The organism is Nocardioides sp. SRI_004 (assembly GCF_057586415.1).
This window is the reverse complement of the sequence record NZ_JBYCZV010000015.1, coordinates 49,897-74,459: the sequence shown is the minus strand read 5'-3', so window position 1 is coordinate 74,459 and position 24,563 is coordinate 49,897. Positions and strand designations below refer to the sequence as shown.

The window sequence follows — 24,563 nt, the reverse complement described above, 5'->3', positions numbered from 1 at the left end:
GAGATGGAGTGGCTCAAGGCGGTGCAGCGGCTGCGCGAGCAGCGGGTGCCCGGCGTCCTGGTCACGCTCACGTCCGTGCGCGGCCACTCGCCGCGAGAGGCCGGCGCCAAGATGGTCGTCGCGGCCGACCGCACCTGGGCCAGTGTCGGCGGGGGCAACCTCGAGGCCGTCGCCATCGAGCGCGCCCGCGCGATGCTCGCCTCGGGCGCGACGACACCGGAGAGCGTCGAGTGCTCGCTCTCCGACAAGGCCCCCTACCAGCACGGCGTGCAGTGCTGCGGCGGCGAGGTCGAGCTGCTGCTGGAGCCGCTGCCCGTCGTACCCTCCGTCGCGATCTTCGGCATGGGCCACGTCGGCCTCGAGCTGGCACGCATCCTCGCGCGCCACGACATCGAGCTCCACCTCGTCGACTCCCGCGCCGACCAGCTCGAGCCCGCCCAGCTGCGCGCCCTCGACGACGCCGTGGCCGGGGTTCACGTGCACCGGGTGCCGGTGCTGCCCGAGCTCGTCGTCGGCGAGCTGCCCGCGGGCACGCACGTCCTGGTCATGACCCACGACCACGCCGAGGACGCCGCCCTGTGCGACGCGGCGATCCGGTCGAGCCACCTCGCCACGATCGGGCTGATCGGGTCGAGCGCGAAGTGGACCCGCTTCAAGGCCAAGCTCGCCGACGAGGGCCACTCCCCCGAGGCGATCGCCCGCATCACCACCCCCATCGGCCTGCCCGACCTGCCCGGCAAGGAGCCGGCCACGATCGCGGTCAGCGTCGCGGCCTGGCTGCTGCAGGCGTTCGCGCGCGAGGCCACCCCCTCCACCCGAACTTCCGCCACCCGACCCGAGGTGACCCAGTGACGCTCTTCCGGGGAACCTTCCTCGACACCCCCGCCGACCCCTTCGCCGGCGGCGCGCTGCGCGCCGAGGACGACGGCGCGATCGTCGTCCACGACGGGGTGATCGTCACCCGCGGCGCCTTCGCCGAGGTCCGCGCCCGGCACCGCGACGAGGAGGTCGTCGACCTGTTCGGTGGCGTCGTGCTGCCCGGCTTCGTCGACACGCACGTGCACTTCCCGCAGGTGCGCGTGATCGGCGGCCTCGGCATGCCGCTGCTCGACTGGCTCGAGCAGTGCGCCCTGCCCGAGGAGGCCAGGCTCGCCGACACGTCGTACGCCGCCGGCGTCGCGACGGACTTCGTCCGCGGGCTGGTCGGCGCGGGCACCACCACCGCGCTCGTCTTCGGCAGCCACTTCGCCGGCGCGGTCGACGCGGTCTTCACCGAGGCCGCACGGGTCGGCCTGCGGATCACCAGCGGCCTGGTCGTCAGCGACCGGCTGCTGCGCGAGGACCTGCTGACCTCACCGGAGCGTGCCCTCGAGGAGTCGGTCGCGCTCGCGAGGCGCTGGCACGGCACGGGGCGTGCCCGCTACGCCGTGACGCCGCGGTTCTCCCTCTCCTGCACCGACGAGCTGCTCGCCGCCTGTGCCGACGCGCTCGCCGCCGCGCCCGGCGCGATGCTCACCTCGCACGTCAACGAGAACGTCCGCGAGATCGAGACCGTCCGCGACCTCCACGGCTGCGACTACGTGGCGTCGTACGACCGGCACGGACTGGTCGGTCGCGGCACGGTGCTCGCCCACGACGTGCACCCGACGGACCCCGACCTCGCGCTGCTCGGCGAGCGCGGCGCCGCCGTCGCGCACTGCCCGACGAGCAACGCCGCCCTCGGCAGCGGGCTCTTCCCGCTCGCCCGGCACCGCGCGCACGGCGTGCGGGTCGCGCTCGGCTCCGACGTCGGCGCCGGCACCGGCTTCTCGCTGCTGAAGGAGGGCCTGCAGGCGTACTTCGTGCAGCAGCTCCTCGGCGAGCGCGGTGTGGCGCTGGCGCCCGCCCACCTGCTCCACCTCGCCACTGCCGCCGGCGCCGACGCGCTCGGCCTGGCCGACCAGGTGGGCGACTTCTCCGTCGGCCGCCGCTTCGACGCCCAGTGGGTGCAGCCCGCCGAGGGCACGCCGCTCGACGTCGGCCTCGCCCACGCCGCCTCGTCGGAGGACGCGCTGGCGCGAGTGTTCGCGCTCGGCACGCCGGCGGACGTGCGGGGCGTGTGGATCGACGGGGCGCTGGTCTCGGGCGAGACGCGCGACGCCGCGTCGGCGCTGCGCGTGGTCTGATCAGCGCACCACGCGCAGCAGTTCCTCCGCGATCTCCGGCACCCGCTCCCGCACGACCCGCGTCGTCGGCCCGGACACGGACACGGCCAGCGGGAAGGGGGCGGACAGCACGGGCACCGCGACGCAGCGGGCGGCGTACTCGTCCTCCTCGTCGTCCAGGGCGAACCCGCGGCTGCGGACGCCCTCGAGGTCGGTGATCAGCTCGTCGACGGTGCCGACGGTGTGGTTGGTGCGTCGCGGGAGTCCGGTACGACGGACCAGCTCCACGACCGTGTCGTCGGCCAGCTGCGCGAGCATCGCCTTCCCCACCGCCGAGCAGTGGGCCATCGTGCGGTGGTGCGGCGTCGTGGACGTGCGCATCGGGTGGGCGGACTGGACCTGGGCGACGTAGAGGACCGCGTCGCCGCACAGGGTGGCGGCGCTGGCGGTCTCGCCGGTCGCGCGCTCGAGGCGCTGCAGCCACGGCGTCAGCGCCGGGCCGACGGGGTGCAGCGCGAGGCCGCCGAGGGCGACCAGGCGGGGCCCGAGCCGGTAGCGGCGGTCGTGGTCCTGGTGGAGGTAGCCGGAGGCGACGAGCGAGCGCACCATCCGGTGCGCCGTCGAGACCGGGGTGCCGCAGGCGGCGGCGAGGTCGCTCAGCCCGATCGGCTCGCCGGCGTCGGCGACGTGCTCGAGAAGGCCGAGCGCCCGCCCCAGTGACTGGAGCGGGCGCTGCGTGGTGTCCATCGACTCTCCTGAACCCGGGGCCTAGACCTGGTGCTTCGCGGTGTCGTCGTGCCGGGCGATGTCGTCGTCGAGCCGGGCGCCGAAGCTGTCGCGCCGGTCCTCGGACGCGGCGAACACCGAGGCGCCGGACCGGTTGCCGACCGTGATCTCGTTGAAGAGCACGTTGAGCACGACGGCGACCAGGGCGGTCGCGCTGATGCCGGAGTGCATGATCACGCCGAACGACTCGGGGAACTCGTCCCAGAAGGTCGGCGCCGCGATCGGGATGATGCCGACCGCGATCGCCACCGAGACGATCACCATGTTGAGGTTGTCCTGGTAGTCCACCCGCGACAGGGTGCGGATGCCGCTGGCGGCGACCGAGCCGAAGAGCACGATGCCGGCGCCACCGAGGACGGGGTACGGGATCGCGGCGACGACCGCGCCGACCACCGGCAGCAGGCCGAGCAGCAGGAGCACGAGGCCGCCCGTGGCGACGACGAAGCGGCTGCGGACGCCGGTGAGGGCGACCAGGCCGACATTCTGCGCGAAGGCGCTGCACGGGAAGGTGCCGAACAGCGGCGCGACCGTCGTGGCCGCCATGTCCGCGCGCAGGCCGCCGGCGACGCGCTTCGCGTCGACGTCGGTCTCGACGATCTCACCGATCGCGAGGATGTCGGCCGTCGTCTCGGTCATGATCACGAGGATCACGATGGTCATCGAGACGATGGCGCCGATCTCGAACGTGGGGCTGCCGAAGTGCAGCACCGGCGGCAGCGCGACCGGGTCGGCGTCGCCGACCGACGAGAAGTCGGCCTTGCCGGCGAGGGCCGCGATGACCGTGCCGACGACGAGCCCGATGAGGATCGACAGGCGCGAGATCGCCCCTTGGAACACCCGGCTGATCACCAGGATGATGAGGAGCGTCAGGCCGGCGTACCCGATGTTGGCCATCGAGCCGAAGTCCGGCGCCTTGTCGTTGTTGCCCATCGCCCAGCGGAACGCCACCGGCATCAGCGACAGGCCGATGACCGTGATGATCGTGCCGGTGACGACCGCGGGGAACAGCCGCACCAGCTGGGCGAAGAACGAGGACAGCACCAGCCCGATCACGCCGGCGACGATGATCGCGCCGAAGACCGGCCGCAGCCCGTCCTCGCTGGCGATCGTGACCATCGTCGACACGCTGGCGAACGAGATGCCCTGCACGATGGGCAGCCGGCTGCCGAACGGGCCCAGGCCCAGGGTCTGCAGCAGCGTCGCGAGGCCCGAGACGAACAGGCCCGCCGTGACCAGCAGCGCCAGGTCCGTGCCCGACAGGCCCGCGGCGCCGCCGACGATGAGCGGGGGCGCGATCACGCCGCCGTACATCGTCAGGATGTGCTGCGTGCCGTAAGCGAGGAGCTGCGCGGGCGGGTGCCGCTCGTCCTCCGGCCGGGTGGAGACCGGCGTGCCGTCCTTCTTCCTGCGCCCGAGTCGCAGTCCGAGCATGGCCGCCTCCTCAGCAGAATCCCGGGATCGCGTGCCAGGCGTTCCCTGCGTCGGGTGCCTCGTCGCGGACGACGGACGCCTCGATCAGGCCGTAGGGACGGTCGGCGGCGAAGAAGACCTCGCCCGGGTTGTCGAGCCCGAACGGCGAGAGGTCGGAGAGGAAGTGGTGCTTGTTGGGTGCGGAGAACTTGATCTCCGCGACGTCCGGGTGCTGCTCGAGCACCGCGGTGCCCATGCCGTACAGGGTCTGCTGCAGCGCCAGGCTGTGGATCTCCGCGAACCGCTGCAGCAGCAGGGCGCGGATGGAGTCGTAGGCCTTGTCCCAGTCGACCGACGTGCCGTCGTAGCGCCAGCGGGCGACGAGCGAGGTCGCCAGGATCCGGTCGGTGGTCTCCTGCAGGGTCGTGTACTCGTCCTTGAGGAAGCCGTGGAACTCCGAGCCGGTCGACTTGAGGACGACGAGGTCCTTGATGCCTGACACGACGTGGGCGACCCGGTCGGCGCCGCGGCCGTCGACGTTGACCACGGTGGTGCGTACGCCGCCTCCCGAGCGGACGAACGAGTGGTCGTGGCCGGTGCCGTCGACCTGGATGCGGTCCCAGGCGTACTCGTCGACCTCGACGCGGGCGCCGTCGGCGGCCGGGCAGGCCTCCAGGTAGCGGTCGGCGAGGGCGAGGGCGAACTCCTCGATCGACGCGACGCCGATCTTCTTGGCGTAGGCGAAGACGGTGTTCTTCTGCGTGTCGGTCGGCAGGACGTCCTTCTGGTCGCCGGTGGTGTGGGCGTCCTCGAAGCGGCCGCGGAGCGCGGTCGAGACGTTCAGGTCGCGGATCTGGTGGCGGGGCGTGTCGCGGACGATCCGGACGACGCGGTTCTCGGCCTTGCCGTACTGGTTCGGTCCAAGTCGGATGGGCATGTCAGCTCCCTCGGTAGGTGGAGTAGGCGAACGGGCTCAGCAGGAGCGGCACGTGGTGGTGGCGCTGGTCGGTGACGGCGAAGGTGACGGTCACCTCGGGGTAGAAGCACTCCTGACCGGACGCCGCGCAGTAGGCGGCGGTGTCGAACCGGAGCTGGTAGGTGCCGGCGGGGACCTGGTCGGGTCCCAGCTCGGCCACCCGGCCGTCGTCGTCGGTGGTGGCCTCGGCGAGGACGGCAGGTTCGTCGTCGATCCGGCTGAGCCGGACCGGGACACCGGCGGCCGGGCGGCCGAGCGCGGTGTCGAGGACGTGGGTGGTGATGGCGCTGCGGTGGCTCATGCGGAGATCTCCTCGTCGGCGGTGAGGACCCGCTCCAGGCGCAGCAGCGCGATCTTGCGCAGCTCGTCGGCGACGACGGCCGCCTCGGTGGCCGGGTCGTTGTCGAGGCGCTCGCGCAGCGAGGCGAGGACCCGGTCGGCGGAGAGGCCGGACGCGCAGATCAGGAAGACCCGGCCGAAGCGCTCCTCGTAGGTGCGGTTGCCCTCGGCGAGGGCCTGCGCGGTGGCGTCGACGGTGCTGACACCGGCCTGCTCGCGGCGCGACCACGCGGCCTCGGCGTGCTCCCCCTCGGCGCGCTCGCCGATGCGCGGGTGGGCGGCCAGGGCCCGCTCGACGTCGGCCGGGGTGAACCGCCGCGCGGCCTCGTCAGCCGTGCGCAGGACCGCCGCCCGGTCGTCGTACGGACGGGCCGTGAGGACGGCCTCGACCCAGCTCGGCACGTCGCAGCAGGCCTGCAGCGCGGGCCGGACGACGTCCGTCGGTGCGGTGTTGAACAGTTCGAGGTCCATGTCCCCTGCTCTCTCGCTGTGCGGAAAAGTGATTCCGTATGCGAGGAGCGTGACATTGTGACCCGGGTCACGTCAACAGTTTGTTGAAAACTTCTTGTTGCGATCGCATGACCGCGACGGGAGCGTCAGTCGCGCTCGCGGTTCAGGTAGTTGTAGACGGTGAACCGGGTGACGCCGAGGGCCTCGGCCACGATCTCGGCGCTCTTGCGGAACTCGAACGCACCGCGTTCCTCGAGCACCCGCACGGCGCGCTGCTTGGCGGGGCGGTCGAGGGTGCGCAGGTCGCCGCCGAGCTCGTCGGCGACGTCGGCGAGGAGGGCGTCGAGGCCGGAGGCGGTACGACGGGGGGCGGCCCGGCCCTCGAGGCGGACCTGGAAGGTGATCTGGTCGGCGCCGTGGTCGAGGCCGGCGGCGGCGATGGCGGCGAGGGTCGCCAGGACGGCGTCGCGCTCGCCGCGCACGGACGTGCCGAGTGGGCCGAACTCGCACTCCAGCCCGGCCTCGCGGGCCGCCTCGAGCGCGGCGGTCGCGTGCTCGGGCGGCTCGCCCTCGCCCTTGAAGGGCTCGGTGGTGAACTCGGCTTCGACGCGCATGGCGGCAGGCTACCCACGGCGGGCAGAGCCCGCCGCCACGCGCGCAGGAACAGCCGTCGGGTCAGGCGACGGGACGCCGGGCCAGCTCGGCCAGCTTGCGCTGGTCGACGCCGGCGAGCTTGTCGACCTCCTCGACGGTGACCGCGCCGCACTCGACGCCGCGCAGGACGAAGGCGGCCAGCGCCGCGGCCGTGGCCGGCTCGTCGAGATAGCTGGACTGGCCACCGTGGACGTAGGCCCGCAGGCGCGCGGCCGCGCTCTCGAGCCCCTCCCGGAAGAAGGAGTACGTCGCGACGTATCGGCTGGGGAGCTGGGCCGGGTGGAGGTCCCAGCCCTGGTAGATCCCGCGGGCGAGCGACCGGCGCACCAGCCGCAGGTGCAGCTGCCAGGCGGCGCGGACGGCCTCGCGGTCGCCGACGGGCAGCACGTTGGTCGAGCCGTCGGACACGAAGACGCCCGTCCCGGCGGCCGCGACCTGCATGACGTCCTTGGCGTGGTCGGCGACCGGGTGCTCCATCGACTGGTACGCCGCAGCCACGCCGAGCGAGGCCGAGTAGTCGTAGGTCCCGTAGTGCAGCCCGGTGACCCGCCCGCCGCCGGCGGTGATCATGCGGGCGACGAGGGCGGTGCCGTCGGGCCCGAGGATCGCCTGCGGCGTCTCGACCTGGATCTCGAAGGAGAGGCTGCCTGCGGGGATGTCGTGCGCGGCCTCGAGCGTCTCGAGGGCGGTGACCATGGCGGTGACCTGCTCGACGGAGGTGACCTTCGGCAGCGTGATCACGAAGCCGTCGGTGATCCCGCCCTCCCGGGCGAGCTCGCCGAGGAAGAGGTCGAGGGTGCGCAGCCCGCGGTGGCGGGTGGGCGCCTCGAACGACTTGATCCGCACGCCGTGGAAGGGCGGCGCGCTGCCGTCGCGGACGGTCGCGGCGAGCACCCGCGCGGCGGCGAGCACCGCGGCGTCCTCGTCGGCGTCGGGCCGGACGCCGTAGCCGTCCTCGAAGTCGATGCGCAGGTCCTCGATCGGCTCGGCCTCGAGCTTCGCGGTGACCCGGTCGTAGACCTCGGCGGCCAGGCTGGGGCGCAGGTCGAGCGCCTCGGCCACCTCGATCGCCGAGCGGCCGTGGAGGGCCAGCACGCTGCGGGCGTCCTCGGACCACTCGGCCACGGTGTTCGCGCCGTAGCGATCGCCGGGGACGTAGACGGTGTGCACCGGCTGGCGCACGCCGCGGTCACCGGGGTAGCCCGCGGCGAGGGCGGCGTCGGCGTCCGCGAGCGAGCCGTCGAGCTGCGTCACCAGGTCGTCGAGGTGGCTCATGAGGCCACCACGGCGTCGTACGCGGGGAGGGTGAGGAAGTCGACGTACTCGTCGGCGAGAGCGACCTCCTCGAAGATCCGCCGCGCGTCGGCGAAGCGGTGGTCGGTGCCGTCGGCACCGGCGAGGATCGTGGCCATCTCCTCGTCGAGCACCTGCCGCACGAGGTCGGCGGTGACGACGGTGCCGTCGTCGAGCTTCGACTCGTTGTGGACCCACTGCCAGATCTGCGAGCGCGAGATCTCGGCCGTGGCGGCGTCCTCCATCAGGTTGTGGATGCCGACGGCGCCGAGGCCGCGCAGCCACGCCTCGAGGTAGAGGAGCGCGACCTCGACGTTGTCGCGCAGCCCCTCGGCCGTGATCGAGCCGGGGGTGGAGGCGACGTCGAGCAGGTCGTCGGCGGACACCTCGACGTCGTCGCGCTGGCGCTCGACCTGGTTGGGCCGGTCGCCGAGGACGCCGTCGAAGACCTCGCGGCACACGGGCACGAGGTCGGGGTGGGCGACCCACGAGCCGTCGAAGCCGTCGCCGGCCTCGCGCTCCTTGTCCTCGCGGACCTTCGCGAAGGCGCGGGCGTTGACCTCCTCGTCCTTGCGGCTCGGGATGAACGCCGCCATGCCGCCGATCGCGTGCGCGTTGCGGCGGTGGCAGGTCTTCACGAGCAGCTGCGCGTAGGCGCGCATGAAGGGCGACGTCATGCCCACCGACGCCCGGTCGGGAAGCACGAACGACGGGCCCGAGTCGCGGAAGTACTTGATGACGCTGAAGAGGTAGTCCCAGCGGCCGGCGTTGAGCCCGGAGATGTGGTCGCGCAGCTCGTAGAGGATCTCGTCCATCTCGAAGGCGGCCGGGATGGTCTCGATGAGCACGGTCGCGCGCACGGTGCCGTGGGGGATGCCGAGCTCGGCCTGGGCGAAGGTGAAGACGTCGTTCCAGAGGCGCGCCTCGAGGTGGCTCTCCATCTTCGGGAGGTAGAAGTACGGCCCGCTGCCGCGCTCGACCAGCTCCTCCGCGTTGTGGAAGAAGTAGAGGCCGAAGTCGACCAGGGCGCCGACGACCGGGGTTCCGTCGACGAGCAGGTGCTGCTCGTCGAAGTGCCAGCCGCGCGGGCGCATCAGGATGGTCGCCAGGCGCTGGTCCTGCTTCAGCTCGTAGGTCTTGCCCTGGGGCGAGGTGAACGAGATCTGGCGGCGGATGGCGTCGTACAGGTTGACCTGGCCGCCGACCACGTTGGACCAGTGCGGGGTGCTGGCGTCCTCCATGTCGGCGAGCCACACGCGGGCGCCCGAGTTGAGGGCGTTGATCGTCATCTTCCGGTCCGTGGGGCCGGTGATCTCGACGCGGCGGTCCTGCAGGTCCGCCGGCGCGGGCGCGACCTTCCAGTCACCGGCGCGCACGTCGGCGGTCTCCGGCAGGAAGTCGAGGCGACCGGTCCGGACCACCTCCTCGCGGCGCGCGCGGCGGGCGGCGAGCAGCTCGTCGCGGCGGGCGCCGAACTGCCGCTGCAGCGACGCCACGAACGCGAGGGCCTCGGGCGTCAGGATCTCCCCGCCGCGCTCGACCTCGTCACCGGCGATCTGAATGTCCACGGGTTCCATCTCCTTCGTTGCGTTCATCGTGCGGCCTCCCGCACCCCCGCGGCCACGGCCGGCGCCACCGCCGGGTCGAAGACCGAGGGCACGATGTAGCTGGCGTTCACCTCGTCGGGATTCACCGCGTCGGCGATCGCCCGGGCCGCGGCGAGCATCACCTCGTCGGTGATCTCGTGCGCGCCCGCGTCCAGCATCCCGCGGAACAGCCCCGGGAAGGCAAGGACGTTGTTGATCTGGTTGGGGTAGTCGGACCGGCCGGTCGCGACGATGGCCGCGTGCTCGCCGGCCGCCGCCGGGTCGACCTCGGGGTCCGGGTTGGCGAGCGCGAACACGATGGCGTCGGCGGCCATCGTCGCGATGTCGTCGCCGTCGAGGATGTCGGGCGCGGACACGCCGATGAACACGTCGGCACCGGCTAGCGACTCCTTGAGGGAGCCGGTGAAGCCCGCCTGGTTGGTGTTCGCCGCGAGCCAGGCACGGTCGGGGTCGAGGCCCTCCCGGCCACCGTGCACCGCACCGTGCCGGTCGCACGCGACGACGTCCTTGGCGCCCTGGGCGAGCAGCAGCTTGATGATCGCGTGGCCCGCGGCACCCACGCCGCTGACCACGATCTTCACGTTGCCGAGGTCCTTGCGCACGACGCGCAGGGCGTTGGTCAGCGCGGCCAGGACGACGATCGCGGTGCCGTGCTGGTCGTCGTGGAAGACGGGGATGTCGAGCTCGGCGCGGAGCCGCCGCTCGATCTCGAAGCAGCGCGGTGCGGCGATGTCCTCGAGGTTGACGCCGCCGTACGACACGGCGATCGCCTTGACGATGCTGATGATCTCCTCGGTGTCCTGGGTGTCCAGGCACACCGGCCAGGCGTCGACGTCGGCGAACTGCTTGAACAGCGCCGCCTTGCCCTCCATCACCGGCAGGGCCGCGCCGGGGCCGATGTTGCCGAGGCCGAGGACGGCGGAGCCGTCGGTCACGACGGCGACCGTGTTGCGCTTGATGGTGAGCCGGCGCAGGTCGTCGGGGTTCTCCGCGATGGCGCGGCAGATCCGCGCGACGCCGGGCGTGTAGGCGCGGGACAGGTCGTCGCGGTGCTTGAGAGGGACCTTCGGGACGACCTCGAGCTTGCCGCCGAGGTGCATGAGGAAGGTGCGGTCGCTGACCTTGCGCACGGTGACGCCCGGGACCGCGGCGAGCGCGTCGGTGACCGTCTCCCCGTGGCCGACGTCGACGACGTCGCAGGTGAGGTCGACGACGAGCGTGTCCGCGTGGGACTCCGCGACGTCGAGGGCGGTCACCGATCCGCCCGCAGCGGCGACCGCCGCCACGAGGCTGCCGGTGGCACCGGCGGAGGACGGGGTCTCGACACGGACCGTGAGGGCGTAGCCGGGGCTCGGAGTCGCCACGATTTTCCTCTCCATGGATGCTTACTTTCGCATTGTGGATAGTAGTCCCCGTCACACTGCTCGTGCAACCACCCGCGACTTTCCTCTTTTCGACGCTAGACTTCCGTCATCCGGAAGTGATGCCGGACCAACGAGGAGTGCAGATGAGCGACACCGACAGCGTCACCCCCGAAGCCGCCACCGCGACCAAGGGACGTGCGGGCGGCGTGCAGTCGATCGAGCGGGCCTTCGGCCTGCTCGAGACCATGGCCGACGCCGGCGGGATGATGGGGCTGTCCCAGCTCGCCACCGCCTCCGGGCTGCCGCTGCCCACGATCCACCGGCTGGTCCGCACGCTCGTCGACCTCGGCTACCTGCGCCAGGAGCCCAACCGGCAGTACGTCCTGGGCCCCAAGCTGATCCGCCTGGGCGAGAGCTCGTCGCACATGCTGAGCACGTGGGCGCGCCCGCACCTCGCGCGCCTCGTCGACGAGCTCGGCGAGTCCTCCAACCTGGCCATGCTCGACGGCGACCAGATCGTGTACGTCGCCCAGGCGCAGTCGCGCCAGTCGATGCGGATGTTCACCGAGGTCGGCCGGCGGGTCTCCCCGCACTGCACGGCCGTCGGCAAGGCGATCCTCGCCGGGATGGCGCCGGACCAGGTGCGCGACATCCTCAAGCGCACCGACATGGTGCGCCACACCGACACCACGATCACCGATCCCGACGCCTACCTCGAGCAGCTCGAGTGGGTCGGCGAGCACGGCTACGCCCTCGACGAGGGCGAGCAGGAGGAGGGCGTGCGCTGCGTCGCCGTCACCGTGCCGGGCTTCGGCTCGCGGCTGGCGATCTCCGTCAGCGGCCCGACCGGGCGGATGAGCGACGAGCTGATCGGGCGCGCGGTGCCGCTCCTGACCGAGGCCGGCAAGCAGCTCGCCGCCGACCTCGGCTGAGGACCGGTCCGACGCCGACAGCGGACAGCACCGGGAGACGCCCCTGCCGGACTCGAACCGGCGTTGCGCGGGTTGCAGCCGCGTGCCTCACCACTCGGCCAAGGGGCGGTGCCGACGGGCCCGACCACCGAGGTCCTCGGCGGTCAGGCCCGCGCGGCGAGCTGTGCGCGGGTGGGCACGAACGGCTGGAAGCGGAGCTTCATCCGCGCCTCCTCCGGCGTCCGGTTGCCCTTCCGCTCGTTGCACGAGCGGCAGGCCGCGACACAGTTGAGCCACGACCACTCGCCGCCTCGCGAGCGCGGCAGGACGTGGTCGATCGTGGTCGCCTTCGCGCCGCAGTAGGCGCACCGGTGGCCGTCGCGGATGAACACGCCACCGCGGTGCCAGCCGGCCGGTCGGTAGAGCCACTTCGGGCTGATGTAGCGCAGCAGCCGGATCACGCGCGGCCACGGCCAGGGCCCGGCCATCCGGCCCTCGACGGCCTCCTCGACGGCGGCCACCTTCCGGGCGACCATCCGGACGGCCTGCTGGAAGGACACCTTGCCGAGCGGCTCGTAGGAGGCGTTCAGCAGGGTGACGGTCGTTGCGGTCATCGCTGACACCTCCTCTCTGGTCGGGTACGTCGGGCGTCGTCGATGCTGGTGCGGGCGGCGGGAGTCGAACCCGCGCGACCTGGGTGGAAGCCAGGGGTGCTGCCGTAACACTTCACCCGCAGGGAGCCGGTGGCGCGCGCCACCGGCGGAGGGCGACCGGCGGGAGTCGAACCCGCTGCACCGCGAGGGAACCAGGGCCACGTCCTGGCGAGCAGCCGTTGCCCATCGGTCACCGTCCCACCGGGAGGAGTCGAACCTCCGTCTCGACGTTCGTAGCGTCGCGTCGTGTCCGTTGGACCACGGCGGGTCTGGCTGCCGGGCTCGGGCCCTTCGACGCCTCGGGCGTCCCGCACGCAGCCGGTGCGGTGGTGGTCAGGCGGCGACGACCTTCTTCGGCCGTCCGCGCTGCCGGACCTTGTCGACGGCCTTGCCGCCCTCGAGGAGCACGCCGCCCCACACACCCCACTCGGCGCGGCTCGTGCCGAGTCGGAGGCAGAGGCTGCTGACCTCGCAACCGCCGCAGAACGCCCGCGCCTCGGCGAGGGTCGCCTCGTCGACCGGGTCGAAGAGCTCCGGGTCCTCGTGGTCGGCGCACCGCCACCGCAGGGTGGCATCGAGCGGCGTCGGGTGCGCGTAGGCGACGGTGACGCCCTGGGTGGTGAGGATGCGGTCCGCAACCTCGTCCTTCGGGACCGCGACCGTCTCGGCACGCATCCGTCCGTTTCGCTTCTCCATGTGCTGTCACCTCCTCCTCGTCGTGGTGTGCCGGCAGCACTCCGGCAGGCCGTGCGGCCAGTAGCGGGGCCACGAGTCGAACGTGGGCCGTCGGGCTCATGAGGCCCAAGGCGTCTCCCGACACCCGCTTCGTGCGACGTCGTACGACGTCGGCTGCGTACCCGCCCCCGGACTCGAACCGGGACCCCCCGAAGGGACACGGTCCTGAGCCGTGCGCGTCTACCTGTTCCGCCAGGCGGGCGTGGTGCTCACCGAGGGAGTCGAACCCTCACGTCCCGCAGGACACCGCGCCCTCAACGCGGCCCGTCTACCTGTTCCGGCAGGTGAGCTTGATGCTGTCCACTGTTGAGTTCGCCCCCACTCCGCCCGCCGTCCGGCGGGAGGTCTGGGTCGGGAGAGGTGCCCCACGGCCGAGTGACCGTCAGCCCGGTGCCATTGCGCCCTGGCCTCTCGGCGAGGGCGCTGGTCCGGTGCCCGTGGGACCTTCCACGGTTCGCATGGGTGGAGGGACTCGAACCCCCAACCGCCGGTTTTGGAGACCGGAGCGCTTGACGTTGCGCCACACCCATTCGGTTGCTGCTGTTGAGTTGAGGACGGTCCGGAACGGTCCGGACATGCAGAAGGGCCGCCCCGCGAGACGTCTGCCTCGGCTGGAGCGGCCCTTGCCCGTACGGGTCCAGGTGCGGGTGCACCTAGGTCAGGAGCGGCTCCTTGGCGGCCGGCAGCAGCCACGCGTGGCGCTTGCCCTGCTCACCGCCGAGGACGATGGTCGGCGACGGCAGTTCGTTGGCGGGGCGCGCGAGGGCAGCACACATCGCACGATCCGCGAACCTGCGAATCGTGGCGCTGGAGCTGCTGCGATGGCTGCGCACGGGTCCGTCCTTCATCTGCTCGGGCCGGTCGCTCCGGCCCTGTCGGTCGTCAACGGTAGGTGCCGGCACGCGAACCGGCCAAGCGCTTTTCCGGATGGGTCGGAAAAGCGGAACGGGACCGATCACTGACGAATGCCGTCAGTGATCGGTCCCGATCACGCTGCCTTGGGTCCCGCTCGATCAGCTCCAGTCGACGCTGAAGTACTGCGTCTCCTGGTACTCCTCGATGCCCTCGTGCGCACCCTCGCGCCCGAGGCCGCTCTGCTTGAAGCCGCCGAAGGGCGCGGCCGGGTCGGAGACGAGGCCGCGGTTGATGCCGATCATGCCGCTGTCGATCCGCTCGGCGAGCTGCAGCGCGCGCTTGAGGTCTCCCGAGTAGAGGTAGCCGGCGAGGCCCATCTCGCTCTCGTTGACCAGCGCGAGCAGCTCCGCCTCGTCGGTCCAGGTCACGATCGGCGCGACCGGCGCGAAGATCTCCTCCTGCACCACCCGGGCATCCGGTACGACGTCAGCGAGCACCGTCGGCGCGAAGAAGTAGCCGCTCAGGTCGGCCGGCAGCTCGGCCTGCGCGACCACGCGGGCGCCGCCGGCGACGGCGTCGTCGACGAGGCCGGCGACCCGGTGCACGGCGCGCTCGTTGATGAGCGGGCCGATCTGCGTGCTCGCGTCGGCACCGCGGCCGACGACCAGCGCGTTGACGCGCTCGGCCAGCAGGCGGGTGAACTCCTCGGCGACGTCGGCGTGGACGTAGAGCCGGTTGGCGGCCGTGCAGGCCTGCCCGCCCCCGCGGAACTTCGCGATCATCGCGCCCTCGACGGCGGCGGCGACGTCGGCGTCCTCGGTCACGATGAAGGGCGCGTTGCCGCCCAGCTCCATCGAGGCGTTGAGGACCCGGTCGGCGGCCTGGCGCAGCAGGTGGCGGCCGACGCCGGTGGACCCGGTGAAGGACACCTTGCGCACCCGCGGGTCGGCCAGCCAGGTGCCGACGACCTCCTCCGGCTCCGTGGTCGGTACGACGTTGACGACGCCCGCCGGGACACCGGCCTCGGCGAGCAGGCGGGCCACGGCGAGCGCGGTCAGCGGGGTCTCCGCCGCCGGCTTGAGCACCACCGTGCAACCGGCGGCCAGGGCCGGGGCGATCTTGCGGGTGGCCATGGCGGCCGGGAAGTTCCACGGCGTGACGAGCGCGGCGATGCCGACCGGACGACGGGTGACGACGGTGCGGACGCCGCCGGCCGGCGCCGAGCCGTAGCTGCCGTCGATGCGCACGGCCTCCTCGGCGAACCAGCGGAAGAACTCCGCCGCGTAGCCGACCTCGGCGCGGGCGTCGGTGGCGGACTTGCCGTTCTCGGCGCAGATCAGGGCGGCGAGGTCGTCGGCGTCGCGGTGCATCAGTTCGAAGACCCGGTGCAGGATCTCGGAGCGGCGGCGCGGGCTGGTCGCGGCCCACTCCGCAGCGGCGGCCTCGGCGGCGTCGACCGCGGCCGTCGCCTGAGCGGCACCGGCGTTCGCCACCGCGGCGAGCACCGCCTTGTCGGCGGGGTCGTCGACGTCGTACGTGCCGAGCTCGCCGGCCTCCCAGCGGCCACCGACGTGGATGCCGTTGGCGGGGGCGAGCGAAGCGATGAGCTGGTCGAGCGATGTCACGGGTAGAGGCCTCTCTGCTGGTGGGCTGCGGCGACCCGCTCGACGGCGATGCAGGTCGCCGCCTCGCGGAGGGTGGTCTGGTCGGTGGTGGCGCGCTCGTGGACGCGCTGCCAGGCGAGGAGCATCCGCTCGGCGAGGCGCTGGTTCACCTCGTCCTCGGACCACCAGTACGCCTGGTTGGCCTGCACCCACTCGAAGTAGGAGACGACCACGCCGCCGGCGTTCGCCAGGATGTCCGGTACGACGAGCACGCCCCGCTCGCGCAGGAGCTCGTCGGCGCGGGTGCTCGTCGGGCCGTTGGCGCCCTCGACGACGAGGCGCGCGCGGATCCGGTCGGCGTTGCCCTCGTGGATCACGCCCTCGACGGCGGCCGGCACGAGCAGGTCGACGTCGAGCTCGAGCAGGTCCTCGTTGCTGATCTCGGTGAGCCGGCCGAAGCCGACCACGCTGCCGGTGGCGTCCACGTGGGCGCACAGGGCCGCGATGTCGAGGCCCTGCGGGTCGCGCACGCCGCCGTACTGGTCACTGACGGCGACGACCCGCACGCCGGCCTCGGCGAGCAGGACCGCGCTGCCGCGGCCGACCTTGCCGAAGCCCTGGACGGCGGCCGTCGTGCCGCGCGGGTCGAGTCCGGTGCTGGAGATCGCGGCGAGCGCGACCTCGACGACGCCCCGGGAGGTCGCCATCGCGCGGCCGAGCGAGCCGCCGAGGCTGATCGGCTTGCCGGTCACGACACCGAGGACGGTGTGCCCGCTGCTCACCGAGTAGGTGTCCATGATCCAGGCCATGGTGCTCTCGTCGGTGCCGATGTCGGGGGCCGGGATGTCGTGCGCCGGGCCGATGATCGGGCTGATCTCGCTGGCGTAGCGGCGGGTCACCCGCTGCAGCTCGGCCTGGCTGTAGTCGCGCGGGTCGATCCGCACGCCGCCCTTCGCGCCGCCGTACGGCACGTCGAGCAGGGCGCACTTCCAGCTCATCCACATCGCCAGGGCGCGGACCTCGTCGAGGTCGACCTCCGGGCTGTAGCGCAGGCCGCCCTTGGCCGGGCCACGGGAGAAGTTGTGCTGCACCCGGTGGCCGATGAGCACCTCGACCTCGCCGCTGTCGCGGCGCAGGGGGATGCTGACGGTCATCTCGCGGCGCGGCGTGGCGAGCATCGCGAAGGTGCCCTCGTCCAGGCCGAGCCGGTCGCAGGCAGCGCGCAGCTGCCGGTGGGCGTCGCCGAGCGGGTCCTTGCGGACCTCCTCGGTGGTCGACGTCCCCGGCAGGACGTCGACGCTCACTGCCCGGCCGCCGCGAGCGCTGCCTCGACCACGTCGAACGCCTCGTTGAGCTGCTCGTCGGTGATCGACAGGGGCGGGAGGAAGCGCAGCACGTTGCCGTAGGTGCCGCAGGTCAGGACGATGACGCCCTCGGCGTGGGAGCGGGTCGCGATCTCCTTGGCCAGGACGGGGTCGGGCGTGTCGGTGCCGGCCTCGACCAGCTCGACCGCGAGCATGGCGCCCCGGCCGCGGACGTCGCCGATCCGGCTGTCGCGCTCGCCGATCGCGCGGAGCCGGCCGACGACGAGCTCCTCGATCTGCCGGGCGCGCTCCACCAGGCCGTCGGCCTCGATGGTCTCGATGACCGCGAGCGCCGCGGCGCAGGCGATCGGGTTGCCGCCGTACGTGCCACCGAGGCCGCCGACGTGGACCGCGTCCATCATCTCGGCGCGGCCGGTGACCGCGGAGAGCGGCAGGCCGCCGGCGATGCCCTTGGCCGTCACGATCAGGTCGGGTACGACGCCGTCGTGCTCGCACGCGAACATCGCACCGGTGCGGGCGAAGCCGCTCTGCACCTCGTCGGCGACGAAGACGACGCCGTTGGCGGTGCACCACTCGGCCAGCGCGGACAGGAAGCCGGCGGCGGGGACGATGAAGCCGCCCTCGCCCTGGATCGGCTCGATCACGACGGCGGCGAGGTTGTCGGCGCCGACCTGCTTCTCGATCACGTCGATGGCACGGGCGGCGGCCGTGGCGCCGTCGAGCCCGCCGTCGCGGTAGGGGTAGGACAGCGGCGCGCGGTAGACCTCGGAGGCGAACGGGCCGAAGCCGTGCTTGTAGGGCATCGACTTGGCGGTCATCGCCATCGTCAGGTTGGTGCGGCCGTGGTAGGCGTGGTCGAAGACGACGACCGCGTCCTTGCCGGTGTGGTGGCGCGCGATCTTGACGGCGTTCTCGACCGCCTCGGCGCCGGAGTTGAAGAGCGCGGTGCGCTTCTCGTGGTCGCCCGGGGTGAGCCGGTTGAGGTGCTCGGCGACGGCGACATAGCCCTCGTAGGGCGTCACCATGAAGCAGGTGTGGGTGAACGCCGCGACCTGCTCCTGCACGGCCGCGACGACGCGCGGCTCGGCCGCACCGACGGTGGTGACGGCGATGCCGGAGCCGAGGTCGATGAGGATGTTGCCGTCGACGTCCTCGAGCAGGCCGCCGCCGGCGTGGGCGGTGAAGACCGGCATCGTCGTACCGACGCCGGAGGCGACGGCCGACGTCTTGCGGGCCATCAGCTCGACCGACTTCGGGCCGGGGATGGGGGTGACCAGGCGGCGTGCCTGGCGTACGGCGGGGGCGGAGGTCTCGGTGGTCACCCTCCTATCGTGCTCCGCGCCCTGCATGTCGTCCAATGCCTTTCTGTTGGGATTTGGATGCCGCTGCGGCATACAGTGGGCGGGTGGACCTGCGCCTCCTGACCACCTTCAGCACGGTGGCCGAGCTGGGCTCGGTGAGCGCCGCCGCGGAGGCGCTGCACGTCACCCAGCCGGCCCTGTCGCGCCAGCTCCAGCAGCTCGAGCGGCAGACCGGTGTCACCCTCTTCCACCGCCACCACCGGCGACTCAGCCTGACCGCCGCCGGCCACACCTTCCTCGCCGCGACGCGCGACGTGCTCACCAGCGCCGAGGCGGCCCGCTCGCTCGCCGAGGCGCTCGCCGCCGGCCGCCTCGAGCGGGTCCGCGCGGCCGCGCCGACCACCACGCTGACCGACGTGGTCGCGCCCTTCCTCGCCACCCTCGGCCCCGACGACCCGCTCATCACCGTGCACGAGGCCAACGCCGCCGACGCGATCGACGGGCTCGGCGACGACCTCGACCTCGCCGTCCTCACCGTGCCGCCGCCGCGGCACCTGAGCAGCGCGCCGGTCGCCCGGCTGCCCGTGTGGGCCTACGTCCGCGCCGACCACCCGTACGCCGGCCGGTCCGCCGTACCCGTCGCCGAGCTCGCCGACGAGCGGCTGATCACGCTCGAGCCCGGTGCCCGACCGCGCACCCTGCTCGACGAGGCGCTCGCCCGCGCCGGTGCGGCGGCCTCCGAGGTGATCGCCTGCAGCAACCCCCAGGTCGCGCAGGCCCTGGCCGCCGCCGGCCGCGGCATCGCCGTCGTCTCCGACGACCCGCGCTTCGACCTCGAGCGCACCCTCGTCCTCGACGACGCGGGCGCGCCACTGACCCTCACCCTCGTCGCGGCCTGGGATCCCCGGCACCACGCGGCGACCGTGCTGGCCGGGCTGGCCGAGCGGCTGGAGGCGTTCTGCAGCGAGCGGTACCCGCCGCTGGCCGGGTAGTGCCTCGCCTCGTCAGCACTCGATGACATTGACGGCGAGACCTCCGCGCGAGGTCTCCTTGTACTTCACGTGCATGTCGCGACCGGTGTCGCGCATGGTCCTGATCGCCTTGTCCAGCGACACCTTGTGGTGGCCGGTCCCGTTGATCGCCAACCGGGCGGCGTTGATCGCCTTCACCGAGGCGATCGCGTTGCGCTCGATGCAGGGGATCTGCACCAGCCCGCCGATCGGGTCGCAGGTCAACCCGAGGTTGTGCTCGATGCCCACCTCGGCGGCGTTCTCGACCTGGGTCGGCGTCCCGCCGAGCACCTCGCACAGCGCACCGGCGGCCATCGCGCAGGCCGACCCGACCTCGCCCTGGCAGCCGACCTCGGCGCCCGAGATCGAGGCGTTCTCCTTGAACAGGATCCCGACGGCGGCGGCGGTGAGCAGGAAGCGCACCACCCCGTCGTCGTCCGCGCCCCGGACGAAGCGCACGTAGTAGTGCAGCACCGCCGGGATGATCCCCGCCGCGCCGTTGGTGGGCGCGGTGACGACGCGACCACCCGAGGCGTTCTCCTCGTTCACCGCGAGCGCGAACAGGTTGACCCAGTCGATGACGTCGAGCGGGTCGCCGCCCTCGGCCCGGGCGCAGAGGTCGGCGTGCAGGCCCGGCGCGCGGCGCGGCACCTTCAGCCCGCCGGGGAGCAGGCCCTCGGCGCTGCAGCCGGCGCGGACGCACTCCTGCATGACCGCCCAGATCTCCAGCAGCCCGGCGCGCACCTCGTCCTCGCTGCGCCACGACAGCTCGTTGGCGAGCATCACGTCGCTGACCCGCAGCCCGGTCTCCTCGCAGATGGCGAGCAGCTGGGCGCCGGTGGTGAAGGGGTACCGGACCTCCGTCCGGTCCACCACCACGCGGTCGGCACCGACCGCGTCCTCGTCGACGACGAACCCACCGCCGACCGAGTAGTAGGTCCGCTCGCGGAAGGCACCCTCGATGCCGTACGCCGTGAAGGTCATCCCGTTCGGGTGCGCGGGCAGCGAGCGGCGCCGGTGCAGCACGAGGTCCTCGGCGGCGTCGAAGCGGACGGTCCGCCTGCCGGCGAGGTCGATCGCCCCGTCGCGTCGTACGACGTCGAGCCGGCCGCGCGCGGCGGCGACGTCCACGGTCGCCGGCAGCTCCCCCTCGAGCCCGAGCACGACGGCGCCCTCCGAGCCGTGGCCGTGCCCGGTCGCCCCCAGCGACCCGAACAGCTCGGCCTTCACCCGTACGGTCGCATCGAGGAGCCTGTCGTGGACGAGGCCGTCGACGAAGGTCTTCGCGGCGCGCATCGGCCCCACCGTGTGTGACGACGACGGACCGATGCCGATGGAGTAGAGGTCGAAGGTGCTCAGGGGCACGACGCGACCTCCCGCTCGAGCACCTCAGGCCTCGAGCAGCGCGTCGTACGCGGCAGCGTCGAGCAGGTCGACGGTGGCGGTCACCTTGACGACGAGGAGCCAGCCGCGGCCGAAGGGGTCGCTGTTGACCAGGCTCGGGTCGCCGTCGACGTCCTCGTTGACCTCGACGACCTCGCCGGTCACCGGCGAGTAGAGGTCGCTGACGGACTTGGTGGACTCGAGCTCGCCGCAGGTCTGGCCCGCGGTGACGGTGTCGCCGACGGCCGGCAGGTCGACGTACACGATGTCGCCGAGAGCGTCGGCGGCGTAGGCCGTCACGCCGACACGCGCGGTGTCGCCGTCGAGGGCGACCCACTCGTGCTCGGCGGAGTACTGGAGGTTCGTGGGGTTGCTCATCGTCTTCTCCTCGAGGTGGGTCAGCGGTTGCGGGTGTAGAAGGGGAGCTCGACGACGTCGGCGTCCTCGAGGGAGCCGCGCAGCAAGACGGAGACCCGGGTGCCGGGCGCCGCGAGGTGCGGCGGCACGTAGGCCATCGCGACCGGCTTCTCCAGCGTCGGCGACGGCGCGCCGCTGGTGACCTCGCCGACCTCGGCGCCGGTGGCCGGGTCGACGACCGGGTAGCCCGCGCGCGGCGAGCGGCGGCCGGTGGAGACCAGCCCGACGAGCACGCGCTCCGGGCCCTGCTCCTTGCGCTTCGCGAGCGCCTCGTGCCCGACGAAGCCGTCCGGCTTGTCGAGGACGACGACCCGGCCCAGGTTGGCCTCGTACGGCGTCGTGTCGCGGCTCAGCTCGTGGCCGTAGAGCGGCATCCCCGCCTCCAGGCGCAGCGTGTCGCGGCAGGCGAGGCCCGCGGGGACGAGGCCGTGCGGCTCCCCCGCCTGCTGCAGCGCGGCCCAGACGGCCTCCGCGTCGGACGGCCGGCAGTAGACCTCGAAGCCGTCCTCGCCGGTGTAGCCCGTCCGCGCGAGCAGCACCTCGACTGCGCCGTCAGGGGCAGCGACCGTGCCGGCGTCGATGGCGTAGTACCTCAGCGACGGCACGTCGAGCTCGGTCAGCTCCGCGACGATCGCGGCCGACGCCGGGCCCTGGACCGCCAGCAGCGCCCACTCCTCCGACGTGTCGCGGACCTCGACGTCGTACCCGTCGGCGCCGGCGGCCACCTCGGGGGCGACGACGGCGACATTGCTGGCGTTCGCGACGACGAGGTAGTGCTCCTCGGCGAGGCGGTAGACGACGAGGTCGTCGATGATCCCGCCGTCCTCGGCGCAGATCATCGAGTAGCGGGCGCGGCCGACGCCGATCGCCGACGGACGACCGACGAGGGCGTGGTCGAGCGCGGCGCCGGCACCCGGGCCGGTCAGCTCGATCTCGCCCATGTGGGTGAGGTCGAAGAGGCCCGCCGTCGTGCGCACGGCCCGGTGCTCGGCGAGCTCCGAGCTGTAGCGGACCGGCATCTGCCAGCCGGCGAAGTCCGTGAAGTTGGCGCCCAGTGCGGTGTGGACCGCGTGCAGCGGGGTGGTGCGCGGGGTGGGGTCGTTCGTTGCCATGCGGAGGCTCCCGGGGTCGAGGGTGCACGGCACCCTGCTGGTCTGCCTCCCCGCTCTGTCATGGGTGCCTGAGAGCTTCACCGCGACGAGCGGCTTGCACCGTGGGCGCAGGACATGGGTCCTGTCTTTCCAGAGTTGCCTCGCCGCGCAGTGATGGGGCCTGAGAGTTTCTCGGGGAGAGTTGCTCCTACGGCGCCCCGTCGCGACCCATCGGGTCAGGCGGGGTCTCTCCTGCTGCGGCTTCGAACGGCCGGTGTGGAGTTGTGTGCGGCGAGGCTACAGGTCGTGGCCGCCCGGGTCCCATTCCCCTCCGGCGCGGACGGCACGCCTGCGTCAGCCGATGCTGGCGCCGCCGTCGACGTAGAGCGTCTGGCCAGTGACGTACGACGACTCGTCGGCCGACAGGAAGGTGACCGCGGCCGCGATGTCGTCCGGCTGACCGACCCGCCTGACCGGGACGGCGTCGGCGTTGAGGCGGCGGAACTCGTCGACGTCCATCTTCAGCCGGGCCGCGGTGGCGTCGGTCATCTCGGTCGCGATGAAGCCCGGCGCGACCGCGTTGACGTTGATCCCGAACGGGCCCAGCTCGATGCCCAGGGTGCGGGTGAAGCCCTGCACGCCCATCTTCGCGGCCGAGTAGTTGGCCTGCCCCCGGTTGCCCAGCGCCGAGATCGAGGAGATGTTCACGACCTTGCCGTACTTCTGCTCCACGAAGTGCTTCTGCGCGGCCTTGGTCATCAAGAACGCACCCTTGAGGTGCACCCCCATCACCAGGTCCCAGTCCTCCTCGGTCATCTTGAACAGGAGGTTGTCGCGGGTGATGCCCGCGTTGTTCACCAGGACGTGGATCCCACCGAGCTCGGTGACGACCCGCTCGATGGCGGCGTCGACCGACGCGCCGTCGGAGACGTTGGCGCCCACGCCGATGGCCTTCGCGCCCTCGGTGAGCGGCAGCTTCGCGGCGGCCTCGGCGGCCGCGGTCTCGTCGAGGTCGACGATCGCGACCGACGCGCCCTCCTCGGCGAACCGGGTGGCGGTGCCGAACCCGATCCCGCGCGCTGCTCCGGTGATGACGGCGACTCGCCCGTCGAAACGACCCATGGTGGTGCTTCCTCTCGTTGGTGGTGGCGGCCGGTCGAGGTCGACTCAGCCGAGGCGGACCAGCGTCTTGCCGGTCGTGCGGCCCGCGAGCATGTCCGCCATCGCGCGCGGGGCCTGCTCGAGGCCGTCGTAGACGGTCTCGGGTGCGACCAGCCGGCCGTCGCGGATCCAGCCGGCCATCCGTTGCTGCATCTCCTCGAGCAGGTCGAGGTGCAGGCTGCCGCGGAAGCCGGACAGCGTCAGGTGCTTGGCGGTCGCGAGGAAGATGTTGCGCGGACCGGTGGGCTCCGACTCGTAGTCCGAGATCGAGCCGCACAGGGCGATGCGCCCGTGCATGGTCATCGCGTCGAGCGCCGCCTCGAGGTGCTCGCCGCCGACGTTGTCGAAGTACAGGTCGATGCCCTCGGGGGCCAGGCGTGCCAGCGCCTCCCCCAACGGCTCGGACCGGTGGTTGAACGCCGCGACGCCCAGGTCGTCGCGCAGCCAGGCGACCTTCTCGTCCGATCCGGCGCTCGCGACCACCCGGTGGCCGAGGTTGCGGGCGATCTGGACGACCAGGGAGCCGACGGCTCCGGCGGCCGCCGACACCCACAGGACCCGCCCGCCGCTGAGGCCGTCGACGACCGCGAGGCCGGCGTACGCCGTCAGGCCCATCGGCCCGAGCGGCCCGAGGAAGTGCTGGTGCGGCGCGTCGCCCGGGTCGAGCACGCGCAGCGTCCCGACGCCGTTCATGGCGCTCTCGCCCGCGCGCACCACGGCGTGCTCCCGCCAGCCCAGGGAGTGCCAGACGACGTCGCCCGGCTCGAACCCGTCGGCCCGGGACGCGACGACCTCACCGATCGTGAGGACGCCGTCCATCGGCGCGTGCAGGTCGAAGGCGGTGAAGTAGCCGTCGGGTGCCGCGGGACGCAGCCGGAGCCTCATCCCGGGGTCGACGGAGGTCCAGGTGTTGCGGACCAGCACCGAGCCTGCGGCGAGCTGGTCGGGGTCGGGGAGCTCGACGGGGACGACCTCGAAGTGCTCGGGCCCGACCTCGCCCCGCGGGTGGGCAGCGACCTGCAGCGCACGGCTCTTCATGTCTCTCCTCGGCACTCGGTGTGTGGACACCCGCGACTGTACTGAACTAAATTCAG

Annotated in this window: 24 protein-coding genes, 6 tRNA genes and 2 riboswitches; of the genes, 4 read left to right on the top strand and 26 right to left on the bottom strand. The window is 72.6% G+C overall.

Features of this window, described 5'->3' with window-relative positions:
- Positions 1-3 precede the first annotated feature (3 nt).
- Both xdhC and AC2YHB_RS19500 read left to right on the top strand, forming a co-directional pair.
- A complete protein-coding gene (gene xdhC, locus AC2YHB_RS19505) occupies positions 4-852 on the top strand; it encodes a xanthine dehydrogenase accessory protein XdhC (protein WP_051931956.1) in 849 nt (282 codons plus the stop codon).
- On the top strand, positions 849-2,165 hold the full coding sequence (locus AC2YHB_RS19500; RefSeq protein WP_487354497.1) for a guanine deaminase: 1,317 nt from the start codon (positions 849-851) through the stop codon (positions 2,163-2,165). The genes xdhC and AC2YHB_RS19500 overlap by 4 nt, the downstream gene beginning before the upstream one ends.
- On the opposite strand, the gene AC2YHB_RS19495 is transcribed toward AC2YHB_RS19500, so the two are convergent.
- The 9 genes from AC2YHB_RS19495 to AC2YHB_RS19455 form a co-directional block, all read right to left on the bottom strand.
- Positions 2,166-2,891 (bottom strand): IclR family transcriptional regulator, encoded by a 726-nt coding sequence (locus tag AC2YHB_RS19495; RefSeq protein ID WP_051931958.1) that lies wholly within the window; start codon positions 2,889-2,891, stop codon positions 2,166-2,168. It lies immediately after the preceding gene.
- A 21-nt stretch (positions 2,892-2,912) separates the two neighbouring features.
- On the bottom strand, positions 2,913-4,361 hold the full coding sequence (locus AC2YHB_RS19490) for a nucleobase:cation symporter-2 family protein (RefSeq protein ID WP_487354496.1): 1,449 nt from the start codon (positions 4,359-4,361) through the stop codon (positions 2,913-2,915).
- A 10-nt stretch (positions 4,362-4,371) separates the two neighbouring features.
- A complete protein-coding gene (gene pucL / locus AC2YHB_RS19485; RefSeq protein WP_207008334.1) occupies positions 4,372-5,277 on the bottom strand; it encodes a factor-independent urate hydroxylase in 906 nt (301 codons plus the stop codon).
- Position 5,278: 1 nt separating this feature from the next.
- Positions 5,279-5,617: a hydroxyisourate hydrolase gene (gene uraH, locus AC2YHB_RS19480; RefSeq protein ID WP_036543403.1), complete on the bottom strand. Its 339-nt coding sequence runs from the start codon at positions 5,615-5,617 to the stop codon at positions 5,279-5,281.
- On the bottom strand, positions 5,614-6,126 hold the full coding sequence (gene uraD, locus AC2YHB_RS19475) for a 2-oxo-4-hydroxy-4-carboxy-5-ureidoimidazoline decarboxylase (protein WP_179648994.1): 513 nt from the start codon (positions 6,124-6,126) through the stop codon (positions 5,614-5,616). Before uraD ends, uraH begins: the two co-directional genes overlap by 4 nt.
- A gap of 125 nt (positions 6,127-6,251) precedes the next feature.
- Entirely contained in the window at positions 6,252-6,719 is a 468-nt protein-coding gene (locus AC2YHB_RS19470) for a helix-turn-helix domain-containing protein (protein WP_036543408.1), read from the bottom strand.
- 61 nt (positions 6,720-6,780) lie between these two features.
- Complete coding sequence (locus AC2YHB_RS19465; RefSeq protein WP_179648993.1) at positions 6,781-8,034, bottom strand: DUF6986 family protein; 1,254 nt, start codon at positions 8,032-8,034, stop codon at positions 6,781-6,783.
- Complete coding sequence (gene aceB, locus AC2YHB_RS19460) at positions 8,031-9,629, bottom strand: malate synthase A (protein WP_179652225.1); 1,599 nt, start codon at positions 9,627-9,629, stop codon at positions 8,031-8,033. The genes AC2YHB_RS19465 and aceB overlap by 4 nt, the downstream gene beginning before the upstream one ends.
- Positions 9,630-9,643: 14 nt before the next feature.
- Positions 9,644-11,026: an NAD-dependent malic enzyme gene (locus AC2YHB_RS19455; protein ID WP_242530656.1), complete on the bottom strand. Its 1,383-nt coding sequence runs from the start codon at positions 11,024-11,026 to the stop codon at positions 9,644-9,646.
- Between the two features lie 140 nt (positions 11,027-11,166).
- On the opposite strand from AC2YHB_RS19455, the gene AC2YHB_RS19450 reads away from it, so the two are divergent.
- Positions 11,167-11,955 (top strand): IclR family transcriptional regulator, encoded by a 789-nt coding sequence (locus tag AC2YHB_RS19450; RefSeq protein WP_036543420.1) that lies wholly within the window; start codon positions 11,167-11,169, stop codon positions 11,953-11,955.
- Positions 11,956-11,992: 37 nt separating this feature from the next.
- Here the strand turns inward: AC2YHB_RS19450 and AC2YHB_RS19445 are convergent.
- The 12 genes from AC2YHB_RS19445 to gabT all read right to left on the bottom strand — a co-directional run bounded on the left by AC2YHB_RS19445 (position 11,993) and on the right by gabT (position 18,428).
- Positions 11,993-12,063, bottom strand: a tRNA-Cys gene (locus AC2YHB_RS19445).
- 35 nt (positions 12,064-12,098) lie between these two features.
- On the bottom strand, positions 12,099-12,548 hold the full coding sequence (locus AC2YHB_RS19440) for an HNH endonuclease (protein ID WP_179648991.1): 450 nt from the start codon (positions 12,546-12,548) through the stop codon (positions 12,099-12,101).
- A gap of 46 nt (positions 12,549-12,594) precedes the next feature.
- Positions 12,595-12,668 (bottom strand) — tRNA-Gly (locus AC2YHB_RS19435).
- 115 nt (positions 12,669-12,783) lie between these two features.
- A tRNA-Arg gene (locus AC2YHB_RS19430) sits at positions 12,784-12,855 on the bottom strand.
- A gap of 65 nt (positions 12,856-12,920) precedes the next feature.
- The gene (locus tag AC2YHB_RS19425) at positions 12,921-13,283 is read right to left on the bottom strand and encodes a WhiB family transcriptional regulator (RefSeq protein ID WP_179648990.1); all 363 of its coding nucleotides are present in this window, start codon (positions 13,281-13,283) and stop codon (positions 12,921-12,923) included.
- Positions 13,284-13,441: 158 nt separating this feature from the next.
- Positions 13,442-13,524, bottom strand: a tRNA-Leu gene (locus tag AC2YHB_RS19420).
- A 1-nt stretch (position 13,525) separates the two neighbouring features.
- Positions 13,526-13,612: transfer RNA gene (locus AC2YHB_RS19415), tRNA-Leu, on the bottom strand.
- A gap of 167 nt (positions 13,613-13,779) precedes the next feature.
- Positions 13,780-13,852, bottom strand: a tRNA-Trp gene (locus AC2YHB_RS19410).
- A 123-nt stretch (positions 13,853-13,975) separates the two neighbouring features.
- Positions 13,976-14,098 carry a hypothetical protein gene (locus tag AC2YHB_RS19405; protein ID WP_257026867.1) on the bottom strand — a complete coding sequence of 41 codons (123 nt, stop codon included), beginning with the start codon at positions 14,096-14,098 and terminating at the stop codon, positions 13,976-13,978.
- A gap of 237 nt (positions 14,099-14,335) precedes the next feature.
- The gene (locus tag AC2YHB_RS19400) at positions 14,336-15,802 is read right to left on the bottom strand and encodes an NAD-dependent succinate-semialdehyde dehydrogenase (RefSeq protein ID WP_036543424.1); all 1,467 of its coding nucleotides are present in this window, start codon (positions 15,800-15,802) and stop codon (positions 14,336-14,338) included.
- Positions 15,799-17,085, bottom strand: a complete 1,287-nt coding sequence (locus AC2YHB_RS19395) for a Glu/Leu/Phe/Val family dehydrogenase (protein ID WP_218864686.1) — start codon at positions 17,083-17,085, stop codon at positions 15,799-15,801. Before AC2YHB_RS19395 ends, AC2YHB_RS19400 begins: the two co-directional genes overlap by 4 nt.
- A complete protein-coding gene (gene gabT, locus AC2YHB_RS19390) occupies positions 17,082-18,428 on the bottom strand; it encodes a 4-aminobutyrate--2-oxoglutarate transaminase (RefSeq protein ID WP_308645551.1) in 1,347 nt (448 codons plus the stop codon). Before gabT ends, AC2YHB_RS19395 begins: the two co-directional genes overlap by 4 nt.
- A gap of 83 nt (positions 18,429-18,511) precedes the next feature.
- Between gabT and AC2YHB_RS19385 the strand changes: the two genes are divergently transcribed.
- Positions 18,512-19,399, top strand: coding sequence for a LysR family transcriptional regulator (locus AC2YHB_RS19385; RefSeq protein WP_179648989.1), 888 nt, complete (start codon positions 18,512-18,514; stop codon positions 19,397-19,399).
- 12 nt (positions 19,400-19,411) lie between these two features.
- Here AC2YHB_RS19385 and AC2YHB_RS19380 read toward each other — a convergent pair whose 3' ends face one another.
- The 5 genes from AC2YHB_RS19380 to AC2YHB_RS19360 form a co-directional block, all read right to left on the bottom strand.
- Positions 19,412-20,782 (bottom strand): L-serine ammonia-lyase, encoded by a 1,371-nt coding sequence (locus tag AC2YHB_RS19380; protein ID WP_179648988.1) that lies wholly within the window; start codon positions 20,780-20,782, stop codon positions 19,412-19,414.
- Positions 20,783-20,806: 24 nt separating this feature from the next.
- Positions 20,807-21,178, bottom strand: coding sequence for a glycine cleavage system protein GcvH (gene gcvH, locus AC2YHB_RS19375; RefSeq protein WP_179648987.1), 372 nt, complete (start codon positions 21,176-21,178; stop codon positions 20,807-20,809).
- A 20-nt stretch (positions 21,179-21,198) separates the two neighbouring features.
- A complete protein-coding gene (gene gcvT, locus AC2YHB_RS19370) occupies positions 21,199-22,329 on the bottom strand; it encodes a glycine cleavage system aminomethyltransferase GcvT (protein WP_179648986.1) in 1,131 nt (376 codons plus the stop codon).
- 45 nt (positions 22,330-22,374) lie between these two features.
- A riboswitch (glycine riboswitch) is annotated at positions 22,375-22,467 on the bottom strand.
- Positions 22,468-22,574, bottom strand: a riboswitch (glycine riboswitch).
- 88 nt (positions 22,575-22,662) lie between these two features.
- On the bottom strand, positions 22,663-23,430 hold the full coding sequence (locus AC2YHB_RS19365) for an SDR family NAD(P)-dependent oxidoreductase (RefSeq protein WP_179648985.1): 768 nt from the start codon (positions 23,428-23,430) through the stop codon (positions 22,663-22,665).
- A 45-nt stretch (positions 23,431-23,475) separates the two neighbouring features.
- Positions 23,476-24,507 (bottom strand): NADP-dependent oxidoreductase, encoded by a 1,032-nt coding sequence (locus AC2YHB_RS19360; protein WP_179648984.1) that lies wholly within the window; start codon positions 24,505-24,507, stop codon positions 23,476-23,478.
- Positions 24,508-24,563 lie beyond the last annotated feature (56 nt).

What these genes read in the sequence shown, in the direction of transcription:
- gcvH (WP_179648987.1), bottom strand. Translation starts at nt 21,178, where the DNA reads ATGAGCAACCCCACGAACCTCCAGTACTCCGCCGAGCACGAGTGGGTC.
- AC2YHB_RS19495 (WP_051931958.1), bottom strand. Translation starts at nt 2,891, where the DNA reads ATGGACACCACGCAGCGCCCGCTCCAGTCACTGGGGCGGGCGCTCGGC.
- aceB (WP_179652225.1), bottom strand. Translation starts at nt 9,629, where the DNA reads ATGGAACCCGTGGACATTCAGATCGCCGGTGACGAGGTCGAGCGCGGC.
- AC2YHB_RS19450 (WP_036543420.1), top strand. Translation starts at nt 11,167, where the DNA reads ATGAGCGACACCGACAGCGTCACCCCCGAAGCCGCCACCGCGACCAAG.
- AC2YHB_RS19405 (WP_257026867.1), bottom strand. Translation starts at nt 14,098, where the DNA reads ATGTGTGCTGCCCTCGCGCGCCCCGCCAACGAACTGCCGTCGCCGACC.
- gcvT (WP_179648986.1), bottom strand. Translation starts at nt 22,329, where the DNA reads ATGGCAACGAACGACCCCACCCCGCGCACCACCCCGCTGCACGCGGTC.
- AC2YHB_RS19465 (WP_179648993.1), bottom strand. Translation starts at nt 8,034, where the DNA reads ATGAGCCACCTCGACGACCTGGTGACGCAGCTCGACGGCTCGCTCGCG.
- AC2YHB_RS19440 (WP_179648991.1), bottom strand. Translation starts at nt 12,548, where the DNA reads ATGACCGCAACGACCGTCACCCTGCTGAACGCCTCCTACGAGCCGCTC.
- AC2YHB_RS19365 (WP_179648985.1), bottom strand. Translation starts at nt 23,430, where the DNA reads ATGGGTCGTTTCGACGGGCGAGTCGCCGTCATCACCGGAGCAGCGCGC.
- xdhC (WP_051931956.1), top strand. Translation starts at nt 4, where the DNA reads ATGGAGTGGCTCAAGGCGGTGCAGCGGCTGCGCGAGCAGCGGGTGCCC.
- pucL (WP_207008334.1), bottom strand. Translation starts at nt 5,277, where the DNA reads ATGCCCATCCGACTTGGACCGAACCAGTACGGCAAGGCCGAGAACCGC.
- AC2YHB_RS19490 (WP_487354496.1), bottom strand. Translation starts at nt 4,361, where the DNA reads ATGCTCGGACTGCGACTCGGGCGCAGGAAGAAGGACGGCACGCCGGTC.
- AC2YHB_RS19425 (WP_179648990.1), bottom strand. Translation starts at nt 13,283, where the DNA reads ATGGAGAAGCGAAACGGACGGATGCGTGCCGAGACGGTCGCGGTCCCG.
- AC2YHB_RS19470 (WP_036543408.1), bottom strand. Translation starts at nt 6,719, where the DNA reads ATGCGCGTCGAAGCCGAGTTCACCACCGAGCCCTTCAAGGGCGAGGGC.
- uraD (WP_179648994.1), bottom strand. Translation starts at nt 6,126, where the DNA reads ATGGACCTCGAACTGTTCAACACCGCACCGACGGACGTCGTCCGGCCC.
- AC2YHB_RS19360 (WP_179648984.1), bottom strand. Translation starts at nt 24,507, where the DNA reads ATGAAGAGCCGTGCGCTGCAGGTCGCTGCCCACCCGCGGGGCGAGGTC.
- uraH (WP_036543403.1), bottom strand. Translation starts at nt 5,617, where the DNA reads ATGAGCCACCGCAGCGCCATCACCACCCACGTCCTCGACACCGCGCTC.